14 protein-coding genes are annotated in these 14,971 nt (G+C 42.5%); 4 read left to right on the forward strand and 10 right to left on the reverse strand.

The window, feature by feature from the left end:
* Positions 1-37 precede the first annotated feature (37 nt).
* Positions 38-2,311: an ATP-dependent helicase gene (locus LKO28_RS02685; RefSeq protein ID WP_227693138.1), complete on the reverse strand. Its 2,274-nt coding sequence runs from the start codon at positions 2,309-2,311 to the stop codon at positions 38-40.
* A gap of 233 nt (positions 2,312-2,544) precedes the next feature.
* Between LKO28_RS02685 and LKO28_RS02690 the strand changes: the two genes are divergently transcribed.
* From LKO28_RS02690 to LKO28_RS02705, 4 genes are all read left to right on the forward strand, one after another.
* Positions 2,545-2,823 (forward strand): SelT/SelW/SelH family protein, encoded by a 279-nt coding sequence (locus tag LKO28_RS02690; protein WP_227693140.1) that lies wholly within the window; start codon positions 2,545-2,547, stop codon positions 2,821-2,823.
* A 43-nt stretch (positions 2,824-2,866) separates the two neighbouring features.
* The gene (locus LKO28_RS02695; protein ID WP_227693142.1) at positions 2,867-4,093 is read left to right on the forward strand and encodes an exonuclease SbcCD subunit D; all 1,227 of its coding nucleotides are present in this window, start codon (positions 2,867-2,869) and stop codon (positions 4,091-4,093) included.
* A 2-nt stretch (positions 4,094-4,095) separates the two neighbouring features.
* On the forward strand, positions 4,096-7,131 hold the full coding sequence (locus LKO28_RS02700) for an AAA family ATPase (RefSeq protein WP_227693147.1): 3,036 nt from the start codon (positions 4,096-4,098) through the stop codon (positions 7,129-7,131).
* A 373-nt stretch (positions 7,132-7,504) separates the two neighbouring features.
* Positions 7,505-8,203 carry a 2-C-methyl-D-erythritol 4-phosphate cytidylyltransferase gene (locus LKO28_RS02705; RefSeq protein WP_227693149.1) on the forward strand — a complete coding sequence of 233 codons (699 nt, stop codon included), beginning with the start codon at positions 7,505-7,507 and terminating at the stop codon, positions 8,201-8,203.
* Here the strand turns inward: LKO28_RS02705 and LKO28_RS02710 are convergent.
* The 9 genes from LKO28_RS02710 to LKO28_RS02750 form a co-directional block, all read right to left on the reverse strand.
* Positions 8,200-8,352, reverse strand: coding sequence for a lmo0937 family membrane protein (locus tag LKO28_RS02710; RefSeq protein WP_227693151.1), 153 nt, complete (start codon positions 8,350-8,352; stop codon positions 8,200-8,202). The genes LKO28_RS02705 and LKO28_RS02710 overlap by 4 nt on opposite strands.
* Before the next feature lie 84 nt (positions 8,353-8,436).
* A complete protein-coding gene (locus LKO28_RS02715; protein ID WP_227693152.1) occupies positions 8,437-9,207 on the reverse strand; it encodes an MBL fold metallo-hydrolase in 771 nt (256 codons plus the stop codon).
* On the reverse strand, positions 9,204-9,476 hold the full coding sequence (locus LKO28_RS02720) for a hypothetical protein (RefSeq protein WP_227693154.1): 273 nt from the start codon (positions 9,474-9,476) through the stop codon (positions 9,204-9,206). Before LKO28_RS02720 ends, LKO28_RS02715 begins: the two co-directional genes overlap by 4 nt.
* A 46-nt stretch (positions 9,477-9,522) precedes the next feature.
* Complete coding sequence (locus LKO28_RS02725; RefSeq protein ID WP_227693156.1) at positions 9,523-10,488, reverse strand: glycosyltransferase; 966 nt, start codon at positions 10,486-10,488, stop codon at positions 9,523-9,525.
* Between the two features lie 3 nt (positions 10,489-10,491).
* On the reverse strand, positions 10,492-11,442 hold the full coding sequence (locus tag LKO28_RS02730) for a glycosyltransferase family 2 protein (RefSeq protein WP_227693538.1): 951 nt from the start codon (positions 11,440-11,442) through the stop codon (positions 10,492-10,494).
* 1 nt (position 11,443) lies between these two features.
* A complete protein-coding gene (locus LKO28_RS02735) occupies positions 11,444-12,082 on the reverse strand; it encodes a DUF4199 domain-containing protein (protein ID WP_227693158.1) in 639 nt (212 codons plus the stop codon).
* Between the two features lie 3 nt (positions 12,083-12,085).
* Complete coding sequence (locus LKO28_RS02740) at positions 12,086-12,754, reverse strand: hypothetical protein (RefSeq protein WP_227693159.1); 669 nt, start codon at positions 12,752-12,754, stop codon at positions 12,086-12,088.
* Positions 12,755-12,757: 3 nt separating this feature from the next.
* Positions 12,758-14,026, reverse strand: coding sequence for a dihydroorotase (locus LKO28_RS02745; protein ID WP_227693161.1), 1,269 nt, complete (start codon positions 14,024-14,026; stop codon positions 12,758-12,760).
* A 201-nt stretch (positions 14,027-14,227) separates the two neighbouring features.
* On the reverse strand, positions 14,228-14,800 hold the full coding sequence (locus LKO28_RS02750; protein ID WP_227693170.1) for a UbiX family flavin prenyltransferase: 573 nt from the start codon (positions 14,798-14,800) through the stop codon (positions 14,228-14,230).
* Positions 14,801-14,971: the final 171 nt, after the last annotated feature.

Genomic DNA, 14,971 nt, shown 5'->3' on the forward strand with positions numbered 1-14,971 from the left:
ACGTTATATAAGCGTATTTTATTGTTTTGTCTGATTATTATACTATTCTAAGTTTTGCAAATTTAAGCAACAATTGTTTCTGTCCCAACTCTTTAAAAAAAATAGTTGCTTTCATATCCGGTCGGTTACCTTCTAGGCTTACCACCTTCCCAAAACCAAACCGTTCGTGTTCCACTTCCATCCCCACCTGTAAGGAAGAAGTATCTGAAGGCGCAAAACCTGCTGTAGGCACGTGTGCTTTGGGCAATATGGTGGTCGTTTTGACCACTTTCGGCTTAGGCTTCGAAAACGATTCACTATCTTTCTGTTTCCAAGCCACACGTTCGGACTGGAAACTACCACTCGTATCGAATCCACCGCTGCGCGTTTTAAAATCGAGTTCTAAACAGGCTGGATTAAGCTCATCTAAGAAACGACTTGGCTCACAGTTATTGAGTGTACCCCAGCGATAACGGGATGTCGCATAAGACAGATGTAGCTTTTTTTCTGCACGCGTCACTGCAACATAAAACAGACGTCTTTCTTCCTCTAGCTCCGATCGGGAATTAAGTGCCAGCTGCGAAGGGAACAGGTTTTCTTCTAAACCGACGATAAAAACGACCGGAAACTCTAAGCCCTTCGATGCATGTATGGTCATTAAGGATACGGTATCGGCGTTGGGGTCTTTATCCTTATCATCGTTCGTCAGCAAGGCGATATCCTGCATAAAGATATCCAGACCACGCTCTTCGATATCTTCACGTTCGGAAAACTCCTTGATACCGTTTAACAGTTCTTGAATATTCTCGTAGCGACTCAGGCCTTCGACCGACTTATCCTCATAAAGATCTTTTAAGATGCCCGAATGTTGCGCAATATGCATAGCGGTCTCAAAAGCGGAATTCGTTTTTGCTACCGCCTGGAAACTTTGGATCATCAGACCGAAATTACCCACGGCATTGGCACTTCGGCCATCCAAAAACTGCGATGCATTGGCCACAACATCCCACAATGGATATTGATGTTGGTCTGCGGCTACCAAAATACGTTCCAACGACGTATCCCCTATTCCTCTACGGGGATAGTTGATAACCCTTTTTAACGCTTCTTCGTCATTCGGATTGAATGTCAGTCGAAAATAGGCAATTAGATCTTTAATTTCCTTGCGTTGATAGAAAGACGTACCTCCATATAGTTTATAAGGCACGTTAATTTTACGTAACGCCTCCTCCATGGCACGGGACTGTGCGTTGGTCCGATACAAAATAGCGAAATCTTTGTAACGAAGATCTTTTAGCATGCGTTCTTGGCTAATCGCTTCGGCCACAATTTTTCCCTCTTCATTATCCGAAAAGGCACGGACGACCTTTATTTTCTCGCCTTCTTCGTTTTCGGAGAAAACATTCTTCTCCAGCTGGTTCTCGTTTTTTGCAATCACACTGTTCGCCGCATTGACGATCATTTGGGTAGAACGGTAGTTCTGCTCCAATTTAAAAACTCGCACATCTGGATAATCCTTTTGGAAGTTCAGAATATTCTGAATATTCGCTCCCCGAAACGCATAAATACTTTGCGCATCATCTCCCACGACACAAATGTTTTCGTTAACCGCTGCTAATCGTTTTACAATAAGGTATTGCGAAAAGTTGGTATCCTGATACTCATCTACCATCAGGTATTTAAACTGGTGCTGGTATTTGTGCAGAACTTCTGGGTATTTATTTAATAATACGTTGGTCTTAAACAAAAGATCATCAAAATCCATCGCTCCCGCTCGGTAACAACGTTGTGCATAGGTCATGTAGATCTGTCCCATTTGCGGACGACCATTGGCAATGTCCTCCGCCATAATCGCCTCGTTCTTATTATATTCCTGCGGTGAGATCAGGTTGTTCTTGGCAGAAGATATCCGCCCATATACGTGATTAGCATTATACAGCTTATCATCTAGATTCATCTCCTTGAGAATGGCGCGAATCAAGCTTTTTGTATCATCTGTATCATATATCGTGAAATTTTTGGGATAACCGATAAGTTCCGCTTCTACCCGCAGAATACGGGCAAACACGGAGTGGAATGTTCCCATCCATATATTTTTTGCTTCCTTCCCCACGACACTCGTGATACGCTCCCGCATTTCTTTTGCCGCTTTGTTGGTAAATGTCAGCACCAAAATATTAAATGGGTCTACCCCCTTGCGAATCAAATGCGCCACCCGAAACGTAATGACGCGCGTCTTTCCCGAACCCGCACCGGCAACAATCATGACTGGCCCTTCCGTCTGTTCCACCGCTGCCCGTTGCGAAGGGTTTAATCCTGCTAAATAATCCAAAATTTTCTCCTAATTTTTATGACAAGCATTAACAAAAAGTAGCGGTAAAATTAAAAAAAATAATTGACTAAAAATAAAGGTTTCTACCCGGGCGAGTAGAAACCTTTGTAAAACCAATTATAACTACCGCCATGCTCTAGCGGTCTGAATTATGAACTACTAATTTAGAAACTACTTTGCATATATCCAAGAAAAAACTATATTTATTTTCAAACAGGATAATTTCACACGATATGAAGCCCACTATTACCATTGTATATTGCCCCAAATGCGGTTGGATGCTCCGGTCTGCTTACATGGCTCAAGAATTATTGACTACGTTTGTAGATGATATTTATGGGGTTACGCTCGTTCCTAGCGAAATAAGCGGTCGATTCTCGGTAACCATTGACGGACATGTTATATTTGACAGAAAAGTAGCGGGCCGGTTTCCAGAAATTAAAGAGCTTAAGCAGTTAATTCGCGACGTGGTTAACCCACAGAAAGATTTAGGACATTCTGACAAGAAATAGCGAGATGGCATAATTTTTTCGGGAACGAATAAAAAATATACGCATGAAGATATTACATACGAGCGACTGGCATCTGGGTAAACGATTAGATTATTTTTCACGATTAGCCGAACAGCGCGCCGTATTAGCAGAAATAGTTGAAATAGCCGATCAAGAAGACGTAGACGCCGTCATCGTCGCGGGTGATCTCTTTGACACCTTTAATCCGCCTGTCGAGGCTGTCGAATTATTATACAGTACTTTACGGCGGCTTAGCCGCGACGGCCGTCGGCCAGTCCTTGCTATCGCCGGGAATCATGATAGCGCCGATCGCATCGATGCACCCGATATACTGGCGCGCGAATGTGGTATTATCTTTGTCGGTTACCCGAAAGCGACGGTGCGGCCCTTTCAAATGCAGGACCAGTTTTCGATCAGCGCTTCGGCACCCGGATTTTTGGAGATAACGCTTCCTCAACATGCCTATCCGCTACGAATTATTCATACACCGTTCGCCAACGAACTTCGTTTAAAACAGTTCTTAGGATTGGACGATAAAGCAGAGCAGCTCAACGACCTGCTGAGAAAACACTGGCTCAGTCTAGGAAATAGTTATTGTGATACCCAAGGCGTAAACATCCTTACCACACACCTCTATATGCTACAGCGTGGAGGACCGATATTAGAGGAACCCGAAGGTGAAAAACCACTGAAGGTTGGCCATGCCGATCTCGTTTATCACGATGCTATACCGCCACAAATTCAATACACGGCGCTGGGGCATCTTCACCGTTTTCAAAATATTGGTGATCAACAACGTCCGGCTGTATATCCGAGCAGTCCACTTGCCTACTCCTTTTCAGAAACCGGACAGCAGAAAGGTGTCGTCATCATTGAAGCCCTTCCAGCCTATCCCGTTCAACATCGGTTTATTCCCCTTACGACTGGAAGGAAACTGCACCGCAAACGCTTTTCGGATATCGACACCGCCGTGACTTGGTTAAACGAAAACCCCGATACATTGGTAGAACTCACCCTGGTGAGCGAAACCTTTTTGCAGTCGGCCGATCTCAAGCGCATACATGAAGCGCACGACGGCATCATCCATATCATTCCCGTCGTACAGCATACAGGCACCAACGTTCCCCCCGCTCTTGCTATCAATCTCAATCAGGATATCGATATGCTTTTTAAAGATTACTTTCAGCATCGGCTCGGGCAGGCGCCTAATCCAGAAATATTGGATTTATTACAAGAGGTTATTAATTGTGAAACGGAACCAGAAGACTAAACATGTTACCACTTTATTTAAGCATCGAAGGATTATATTCTTATCAAGATAAACAAGAAATTGACTTTACGCATTTAACGGAAGCAGGCTTATTTGGTATTTTCGGCAAAGTGGGCTCTGGCAAATCCAGCATATTGGAAGCCATCAGTTTTGCTTTATACGGAGAAACGGAACGCCTTAACAAACAGGAGAAACGTGCTTACAACATGCTTAATCTCCGATCAGACAATGCCTGCATCGTCTTTGAATTTCTAAATTACGAAGGGCGGAAATTTCGATTTACAGCACAATGGAAGCGTAGAAAAAAATTTGAGGATACCAGCACCGTAGAACGCTATGCTTACGAATGGAAGGATGATGCATGGATTCCCTTAGCATCTAACGATGGAACCGCCGTCACCCAGCTTAGTTATCCTAACTTTCGGCGCACGATCATTATTCCGCAAGGACAGTTTAAAGAATTCCTGGAATTACGCGGGAAAGACCGATCGGAAATGATGAAAGAGATCTTTAATCTGAACCGTTTTGACCTCGGCCCTAAGACCGCGTTATTGCAAAGGAAGAATAATAGCCGCTTAGAACAACTCAGCGGAGCGCTCTCTGGCTTCGAAGCGGTTAGTACGGAAACGTTACACGGGAAGAAGGAAGAACTCGACGCAGCACAACGCCAATTGATTTTGGTAAAAGAAGAAACGATGCTGTTGGAAAACGAAGTAGCGCAGCTTTCGGAAAGCAAGAAAGTAAGGGAAGAACTCCGTAAAAAGCAGGAGGAAGTTCAAGAATATTTACAGGAGCAGCCTCGCATCCTGCAATTGGAAAAAGAATTGCAGACCTATGAAAAGACACAGGTGGCTTTCCGGGAAATCCTAAACACCACCCACACCTTAAATAAGGAAAAAGAACTGCTTACCCACAAAATTGAACAGCTAACAGTGCGCAAACAGGAAGTACTAAGTCGGCTCGAAAAGGAAGAGATCGAGTGGGAAAAAATAGCTCCGGATTTTCAACGGTTAGATGTATTTAAAGCCGAAGGTGAAGACTTACGTTTACTGATTGATATTGAAAAAGAGAAAAAAGAGCGAGAGACGCTCTACAAACGCCTACAAGACGGCAGACCCTATTTGTTAAAGGCTCAGGATGAAGAAAAACACGTCATGGTATCCATTGATACCGCAGAAAAGCGCTTGGAGGAGCTCAAAAACACCCGCGTGGATACCTCCGTATTGTTAGCGTTGGAAGCTTGGTATCAGGGCGATGAAAACATGCAGCATCATATAACAGAGCTAGAAACGCAGATTCAAAAAAACGGACACGAATTAGCGCAAATAGCCGAAGTATTTGAAAAACAAACGCTTGCAATAGATAAGTGGGAAGCGGATTTAATGCAAAAGGAAACGGATTTAAATAATCGGTTTGCGTCGCTGCAGCAGGAAGAAACTCATTTAAAGGTACAGGCGAAGCTGTCCGAATTCGCAGACAACTTAATCGAAGGGCAACCTTGCCCGCTTTGTGGTGCGTTAGATCATCCAACCCCGATGATGAACCAAAATATGGCGATCAAACTCCATGAAGTACTCGACAAACAGGCAGAAATCAAAGATCATTTACAGCAACTGAAAGCCAATCATCAGCTTTTAACGACAGCGTCGGTACGTCATCGAGAAAAAAACACCCAACTAGCCCAATTGGAGTCCGCTTTGACGAACTTGCGCGAAAAACGAAACCAACATCGGGCGGCATTTTGCTGGCCTGAATTTTCACCGACGGACAAAACGGACTTCCTTTCTTATAAGAATAAGAATCAGCTTGCTGAGACCCACATTAAATCGGGTGAAGTAGCTCTGAAGGACCTCCGCACCCAGTTACAGGCGACCCAAGCTAAAATAGAAAAATACAAAAGCACGCTCACCGAATTTGAACAACGTATGAGTGTACTCGATCAACTTATCCATTATAATCTCCAGCAAATCAAAACACTAAAAGAGGTTGATTATAAAGGGGTTGATGAAAACATACTGCGCGACAAAAAAGCAGAAATAGAAAATAAAATCAACCTGCTAGAAAAAAGCCACGAACGCCTGACCGCTTCGATCCAATCCCTTAGGACCGAGTTTGCCCATATTAATGGCGAGCGAGGCGCATCAAAAGAACAATTCCAACAGCTTTATCAACAAATTAGTAGTAAGCAAGCTGAAATATCCGCTTTACTAAAAGAACATCGCTACAACGATATCGTAGAGGTGCAGCACATTCTTCAAAAAAACATGGATGTGGAACGTCTTCGTAAAACGATACAGGAATTTAACCTCCACTTACAGATACTGCTACGTCAAATTGCCACCTTGGAGCAACGTATCGTTCACGACAACTACGACGAGTCTAACTACCAGGAAAAGACTACCTTTTACAAATTAAAGCGCGAGGAAATGGAGTTGCAAATCCGTGTAACCGGTGCACTGGAAAAAGAGTACACCCATCTTCGTGTAGAATTTGAGAAAAAAGAAAAATTATTAGAGGCCTATGAAAAGCTGTCGCTCCGAAAAAGTAATCTGACTACCCTAGAAAATCTCTTCCGAGGCTCGGGATTTGTCAATTACGTCTCTAGCATACATTTGCAGGGACTTTGCGAAATTACCAATCAACGTTTTCACCGGTTAACGAAAAACAACCTCAGTCTTACCATTAACGAAAGCAACGAATTTGAGGTCGTAGACTTCTTAAACAATGGTTTTAGACGTTCTGTCAAAACCCTTTCGGGTGGTCAAGCTTTTCAGGCATCGCTCTGTCTTGCACTTGCCTTGGCAGAAAACATCCAGTCTATGAACAAAGCAGATAAAAACTTCTTTTTCATTGATGAAGGCTTTGGCACGCAGGACCCGGACAGTATGAATACCGTCTTTGAAACTTTACAATACTTACATAAAGACAACCGAATTGTTGGTATTATTTCACACGTAGAAGAGCTGAAGGAACGGATACCACGGGCTATTACCGTAGTAAATGATAACGAAAAGGGAAGTCAGTTACGGTATAATTGATTTTCTATGTTCTTTTTTTCCTCAAAAAAGAACCAAAAAAATCGTCGCTTCAAATTTTTTGAGGAGAGGTGTATTACTCAAAATGAATTTCTACATACCTCAAAAATTCGGATGCGACCTTAGCGGTTAAATGAAGGTCGTGTGCAATACATACCTGAAAGTGGCCAATGATAAACAGGTGATTATACCGTCAAAACGACCTTATATTGTTCTGCGGTCATTTTTATAAGATTATTCCGTATAAAACAAAATTTTTGAGCAGAGCGAGTTTATTTTGTTTAGGAATAAACGAAGAAAAAGAGCAGAACGATATAAGGTCATGACTTTTGCTTCTTTTTGTCAAGAAAAAGAAGATAAAATCTTAATTTGCAACATGCAAAATAAATATGCCATTATAGTTGCTGGCGGATCAGGAAGCCGAATGAAAAGTGATTTGCCGAAACAGTTTCTACTTTTGGAGGATAGACCCGTGATGATGCATACTTTGGAAAAGTTTGCTAATTCCAAGAGTAAGCCACAATTGATTTTGGTATTACATCCCGATATGTTTTCCGTCTGGGAAGACTTATGCCGCAACCATCATTTTGAAATCCCCCATAGCGTTATTGCCGGTGGATACACGCGCTTTCAAAGTGTTCGGAATGGAATAGATTATATTGCAAAGCAACAGCCTGGGCTTTTAGAAAATACCCTTATCGCCATTCATGACGCTGCTCGTCCCGTTGTTACACCTACAATTATAGACAGCTGCTACGAACAAACGACACGATTCCAGGCCACTGTGCTTGCCGTTCGGAGTACCAATTCTGTGCGCCAAGGAAATGTTGTAGAAAATAAAGCGGTAGACAGAGAAAATATATGGATCGTACAGACCCCTCAAACATTTCGAGGAGATCTCTTACATGAGGCGTTCCTGCAAGAAGAATTGCCGTCTTTCACGGACGATGCATCCGTGGTTGAAAAACTGGGCTATAACATACATCTCATCCCAGGTGATTATAGAAATATCAAAATCACCTTTCCAGAAGACATCGCTATAGCCCAATTTTATTTAAATTCATTAACCAATTAGGCCGCACCGCGTATCACACGTAATAGAATAGCAACAACGGCAATCACCAACAGGATATGGATAATACCTCCTGAAGCATAGCCACCGAAAAAGCTAACAGCCCAAATAATAACCAAAATTACTGCGATTAAATAAAGTATATTTCCCATGACTTATAAAAATTAGATAAATACATTTTTTATTATAGAACAGGAAATAATAAGAAAAGTTTTCTCTAGGTAAACGTTTTTCAGTTATCTCACCTCGATAACAAGGCCGTCATAGGCTAAGTAAATGCCCTTCGGAAGGGTCTCTTCTATCGCGGTGTGTTTGCCGAAACGGTGACTGATATGCGTCAGGTAAGTCGTCTTTGCTCCAATTTCCTCGGCAAACGCTATCGCTTCCTCTTTTGTAAAGTGGGAAATATGCGGCTCTTCTTGCAAAGCATTCACGACCAATACTTCTACCCCGTCCAGAAGCGCTTTTGATTCGTCCGAGACCGTTTTGGCATCCGTAATATAGGCAAAATTCCCCATTCGGAATCCCATAACCGGCATTTTATAATGCATGACCTCAAGCGGTAGAATATGCTGCTCACCTATAGGGAAGGCTTCTCCTGCGACAATAGTTTTCAGTTCCAACCGCGGGACGCCGGGATATTTTTGTTCACCGAAAGCATAATAGAACTCCCGCATTAAGGATTCATGGGTGACCGTCGTTCCGTATATTGGAATAGGCCCTTGTTGTTGATAATTAAATGCACGCACATCGTCCATGCCAGCGATATGATCTTTGTGCGCATGCGTCACCAATACCGCATCCAACTGCCGGACATCCTCCCTCAACATCTGATAGCGAAAATCTGGTCCCGTATCCACAACGATTTGCGTGCCGTCGTCAAAACACACTAAAATAGAAGTACGCAAACGCCTATCACGGGGTTCGGTCGATTGACATACCGTACAGCGACAGGCTATAACGGGCACACCCTGAGATGTTCCTGTACCTAAAAAAGTTATCCTCACAACGGAGCCTCTTCTTTCTTAACCAAGTTATAAAATGCCGTCTTTTTTTCATCTAATAGTGTCAGGTCTACGTCCATATCCCGTAATAATCGTATTAAAGACTGTATCCGGACTTCTAAATTCGAAAATCGATTAACGACAATAACGCGGGTGTTTTGAAGTACACAGGCGCCCGTCCGAAAAGAACCTTTTTCGTACCGTATGTGATAACCCAGCGCAGCAAAAAGGTCTTCCAGTTTTCCTAAATTATGTTGAGTGAATGTTAGCACAAATCTAAATTATAAAACTTTATTCTATTATCTGCTTGTTCCAGCGCTATTTTTTCCACACCACCCGTTGCAGATAATGCCGTATAAAACCTAAACCATAGGCGATCAGCTGCGTATAAGCAGCCAACACAGCCAGTCCGGCGACCTGTATACTCCGAGTAACAAACCAAGCGTGCAAAAACAATAAAAACGTGTAAAGGAAAAGTAACCTGTTGCCTATCCCGCTCCATGTGGGTAATACCGGATTTAATAGCAGTAAACAGACTAACCCAATGACGAAAAAAGCAGGCAGCGCATGCACCAGTTTCAACTCGTTTGGAAAAAGCTTATAAATATCAATACGCCCCTTGCCAAAACCATAGGTTTGTTTAAAGAATTGTGTAAAAGTCGCCCTGCGTTTATGATATACAAAAGCTTCCGGAATCAATCCGACCCGGAAACCCTGCTGAATCATTCGGATACTAAATTCAATATCTTCCGACCGACGGGATAATTTAAAACCTCCCGTTTGTTCATACACCTTTCGAGACAGCCCCATATTGAAACTCCGCGGATGAAATTGTCCGACGTGCTTTTTGTTACCACGAATCCCTCCCGTGGTAAACGGACTCGTCATGGCGTAGGAAATCGCTTTCTGAATAGGCGTAAAGGAATGATGTGCCGCATCCGGTCCGCCAAAAGCATCCCAATTATCCCGGGCAATACCGGCAACGGCATTTTGAAGGTAATGCGGAGGCACAATAATATCCGAATCAAAAACGATAAAATAATCGCCCTTTGCACGGGCAAAGCCGTAGTTGCGCGCAAAACCTTGTCCTTCATTTTGTTTCTCGAAATAGCGAATATCCAACCGATCCTGATAGCTTTCTACCATGTGCCTAGCTCCCTTATCCGAACCGTCTTCAACAACAATAACCTCAAATGAGGTGTATTTTTGTAGGGTTAACGATGCCAAAAGCTCGTCAATTTCCTGTGGCCGGTTGTACAAAGGAATGACAATCGAGAAAAACATAGGCTAGATTTCCTTTTCGATATGATATTGATTTCTTTCGGAAGAATTACGAGAGACAAGTTCTGCAATAAAACCCGTCACAAACAATTGCGTTCCGATTAGAATAGCCACCAACGATAGGTAAAACAACGGCTGATCCGTAACATTACGATACACCGTCCCTTCCGCAATACTCCGCAGCTTTTCAAATATCAAATAAAAAGTGATAAAAAAGCCGATCAAAAAGCTCAGGACACCTATTGTGCCAAAAAAGTGCATCGGGCGTTTTCCAAATTTCCCCACAAAGAAAATCGAAAGCAAATCTAAAAAGCCTTTTACGAAACGTCCGGGACCAAACTTAGTTGTCCCATATTTACGCGGATAATGCTTAACGATTTGTTCCTGTATATTCCGAAATCCAGCCCATTTAGCCAATACCGGGATATAACGATGCATTTCCCCATAGACTTCTACGCTCTTTACCACCTCACGGCGATAAGCCTTTAATCCACAATTGAAGTCATGCAAATTATGGATACCCGACATCTGCCGTGTTACAGCGTTAAACAACTTGGTAGGAATCGTTTTGGTAATTGGATCGTAGCGCTTTTGTTTCCAACCGGAAACTAAATCGGCACCACGATTTTTTATGCGGTCGTATAATTCCGGTATTTCATCCGGACTGTCCTGCAAGTCGGCATCCATCGTAATCACTACATCTCCTTGCGCAGCAGTAAAGCCTACATTTAAAGCTGCAGACTTCCCGTAATTTCTACGGAATTTAATCCCTACGATCTGCGGATGGTTCGCTTTTAACCCGTCTATAACCATCCACGAACGATCCTTGCTACCATCATCTACCAAAATAATTTCATAGGCGAAACCATGTTCGTTCATGACCCGACGAATCCATTCGGTTAATTCCGGCAAAGACTCTTCTTCGTTATATAAGGGAACAACAACCGATATATCCATCTTATTCTCCATCTGGCTTAGATTGCCCTTCGCCATCTTGTCGGTCCAAATCGCGGGGTACCATTAAAAAGGCAGGACGTTCCCGTTTTAAAATTGCCGCGAGAATAAGCGCAAAAATAAAATACATAATCAAGGCTACACCCAACCCTTTCAAATTTTGTCCAATAGAAAACTCTCGAAGTTCGTCTCGCTGTTTCTCTAGATCTGCCACTTGTTTATCGATCAAATCATCATCGGCTCCAATGCTTTCCATAGTCTCGATCGTCAAATTAATCGTCTTATCAAAAACGATCTGCTGTGGCTCCGGATTAGCGAAATTAAACAAAGCACCTCCCACAGTCGACACAATAACCGTTATTGCCAGCATCACAAAAATTCCTTTTAGTGCCTGGCTGAAATTCCAAAATCCTCCAGCTACTCTTCTCAGCAACACCGCAAAATATGCCGACAAAGCAATCATAAGCACGAAAGAAACCACTCCTGTCACCATAGACCCAGTCTTAAAATCGGTGCTGTTAACCAACACATACATCGACACGATACTGATGACCAAAGAGATAATCCCTAAATAAATCCCGTATTTAATACCTTCTTTTTTAACTTCTTCCGTAGGAAAAGCCAAATCGACGTCCTGATTCATAATCTATTTATTAAAGTTTACAATAATCTGGTAGAGTGCAGCATCAAACGGTTTGTTTGCCGAGGCTTCAAGGTAATTCGCTAGATGTTCCGCTTCCGGATACGGCTCGTTGAAAAAAGACATAATCGAATAGAATAACTCCTTCAATTCATCGTGAGGAGCTAGTGAGGAAGCCACTTTATGGATTTCAGAAAAAGTGCTGTCTACCAAAATCTGGTTTGCAATAACCTTTTCATAAATAGCATATTCATCCTGAAACTCATCCTCTTCGACCAGTAGAAACTCTTTTAAATAGTCGTCCAACGAAGGATCAATATCATCGTCCTCACATTCCTGAAGATACAAGAAGATATTCAACAATTCCGTCCCTCTGTCGATGGTTTCTTCTTCAATCGCTTCCCATTCCGGCGAATCCAAATAATCCTCTTCTAGTTTCTGCACATCAGCAGCGAAGAAATTAACCATCAATAAATCGAAGTAAATCTCCCGAAGCTCCTCAAAACGCTGATGATCATCGAAAGTCTCGTCCAACGCTTGTACCTTTTCTAAAAAAGGAGCCTCTTTCTCAAAAGCTTCTTGTAATGCCACAGCAAATGCCGCTGCATCAATTTGTTCGGTTTGTGCATAGGTCTCTATACCGGCTTCAAACGCTCTTTTTACTTTTGCATCCATAGCTTACTTAATTTGTACCACTTGATTGTGGTTAATTACTAAATTTACTTTACCTGTTAATTCTTGTCCAAAAACGGGGCTATTTTCCGATTTCGATTTATTGGTATCCCGCGTTAATTGCCATTTTTCCTGCATATCAAACAACACCAAATTAGCCTCACTTCCCTCTTCGAGTGTCGGAATAGCTTTTCCTACCACCTGCCGAGGTTGCACGACCAGATATTGCACAATCTCCGTAGCTTTAAATCCTGAGGCTATTAAAAAAGGTAATACCGTTTGTAGGCCTAAGATACCGTCTTTGGCAATATGAAACTCTACATTCTTATATTCTATTTCGTGCGGCGTGTGCTGCGAAACAACCGCATCTATCGTACCGTCTTTCAAACCTTTCACCAGCGCTTTAATATCCTTTTTTGTCCGGAGCGGCGGATTGACCTTGAAATTACTATCAAACCCAGCCACTTCTTCATCAGTATACAACAAGTTGTGTGCGGCTACGTCACAGGTTACCTGTACACCCTTAGCTTTTGCTTTCTTTATCAAATCTACCGATTCCGAAGTAGAAATACAGGTAAAATGAATGCGTGCTTCATTATATTCCGCTAAGAATAAGTCACGCGAAACCATTAATGATTCAGCGAGATTAGGTTTACCTTTCATACCCAAGTAGGTACTCATTAAACCTTCATTCATTTGGTGCCCACCGGCCACGGATTCATCTTCCGCAAAAGCGATTACCAATCCATCAAATCCTTTTGCATACAACAATGCTCTTCCCATTAAACCCGCTTGCTGAACCGCACGGTCCCCATCACTGAATGCAATCGCCCCTGCTGTTTGCATATCATACAACTCAGCCAGTTCCTTGCCTTCCCGTTTTTTACTCACGGCACCTACTGGATGCACGTCTACGATATTTCCCTTTGCGGAATTGACCACTAGGGCTACTTCAGATCGGCTGTGGATAGGTGGATTGGTGTTTGGGTAAACCGCAACCCCTGTATATCCCCCGGCGGCGGCGGCGGCGGTACCGCTTACAATATCTTCTTTGGTCTCCTGGCCAGGCTCACCAAAATTAGCGTGCAAATCAAAAAATCCTGCAGTAACTATCTTTCCCTGCCCTGATAGGGTAAGTAACTTTTTATTTGTCGACTCAATGCGTGGCGCGATACGGCTAATACGTCCTTCTTCAATAAGGATATCAACGATATTTCCATTCTGCGGATGACCGGGCAATATAAGGTGGGCAGAAGAAATCAATATATTATCCATGAATAGTAATTAAACAAAATAAACAGAAAATTGGGTTTTAAAATGGTGAATAAACGAAACATATAAAGGCTCAAAACAATATAGCTTCGCCGCAGATAAACCAATGAAATATGGAAGGTAGTTATCCAAATTTATACGTCGTTTCATTGAAGAACAAATGTACAAAATATATCTAAACCTCGATATTGAAAATACGGGTTTTTATTCCTGCTCTCCCCACGCGTAGCTATCTACGTATAGATCGCAGAGCGAAAGTACCCGATCAATTACTGTTGCTGCTAGTTCTTCAAAAGTTTTGGGTAAACTGTAAAACGAAGGACTAGCCGGACAAACGATTCCACCAGCTTGCGTTACAACCTGCATATTTTGTAGATGGATCGCGCTTAAAGGAGTCTCACGCGCAACCAGGATTAACTTTCTACGTTCTTTTAATATTACATCGGCTGCCCGAGTAGTTAAATCAGAAGATGTCCCTTGAGCAATGCGACCTAACGTCCCCATAGAACACGGGCATACAATCATGGTCTCGAAACGAGCAGAACCCGACGCAAAAGGCGCCATAAAATCATTTTTATTATAAAAAGTAAACGGATATTTTCGATAATCCTCGTTTCCCAGCTCAAATTTCCACACGTCTTTTGCATTATCAGACATCACCACACCTACTTCGGCTACCTGATCACCCAGCTTGCTTAATTTATCCAATAATACTTTCGCGTATATCGACCCGCTAGCACCTGTAATAGCGACAATTATTTTCTTCTTTTGCTTCATAACGTTCTGAACAAAGCTAATAAATATTTTAGGTACTTTTTTTAGAAAAAAGTACCGCAAAAAAGCGTCGATTCGGATTTTTGAGAGGATTGGATTGTACTAAGAATAAGTTTCTACATATCTCAAAAATCCGGAGGCGACAATGCATGTTAAAAGAGAGATTGTGCAATT

Origin of the sequence: Sphingobacterium sp. FBM7-1, assembly GCF_020687765.1 — a bacterium.
Taxonomy (GTDB): domain Bacteria; phylum Bacteroidota; class Bacteroidia; order Sphingobacteriales; family Sphingobacteriaceae; genus Sphingobacterium.

Excerpts from the sequence above, each read along its gene's own strand:
- LKO28_RS02690 (WP_227693140.1), top strand. The coding sequence starts at position 2,545 with ATGAAGCCCACTATTACCATTGTATATTGCCCCAAATGCGGTTGGATG.
- LKO28_RS02695 (WP_227693142.1), top strand. The coding sequence starts at position 2,867 with ATGAAGATATTACATACGAGCGACTGGCATCTGGGTAAACGATTAGAT.
- LKO28_RS02700 (WP_227693147.1), top strand. The coding sequence starts at position 4,096 with ATGTTACCACTTTATTTAAGCATCGAAGGATTATATTCTTATCAAGAT.
- LKO28_RS02705 (WP_227693149.1), top strand. The coding sequence starts at position 7,505 with ATGCAAAATAAATATGCCATTATAGTTGCTGGCGGATCAGGAAGCCGA.
- LKO28_RS02710 (WP_227693151.1), bottom strand. The coding sequence starts at position 8,352 with ATGGGAAATATACTTTATTTAATCGCAGTAATTTTGGTTATTATTTGG.
- LKO28_RS02725 (WP_227693156.1), bottom strand. The coding sequence starts at position 10,488 with ATGTTTTTCTCGATTGTCATTCCTTTGTACAACCGGCCACAGGAAATT.
- LKO28_RS02730 (WP_227693538.1), bottom strand. The coding sequence starts at position 11,442 with ATGGATATATCGGTTGTTGTTCCCTTATATAACGAAGAAGAGTCTTTG.
- LKO28_RS02735 (WP_227693158.1), bottom strand. The coding sequence starts at position 12,082 with ATGAATCAGGACGTCGATTTGGCTTTTCCTACGGAAGAAGTTAAAAAA.
- LKO28_RS02740 (WP_227693159.1), bottom strand. The coding sequence starts at position 12,754 with ATGGATGCAAAAGTAAAAAGAGCGTTTGAAGCCGGTATAGAGACCTAT.
- LKO28_RS02745 (WP_227693161.1), bottom strand. The coding sequence starts at position 14,026 with ATGGATAATATATTGATTTCTTCTGCCCACCTTATATTGCCCGGTCAT.
- LKO28_RS02750 (WP_227693170.1), bottom strand. The coding sequence starts at position 14,800 with ATGAAGCAAAAGAAGAAAATAATTGTCGCTATTACAGGTGCTAGCGGG.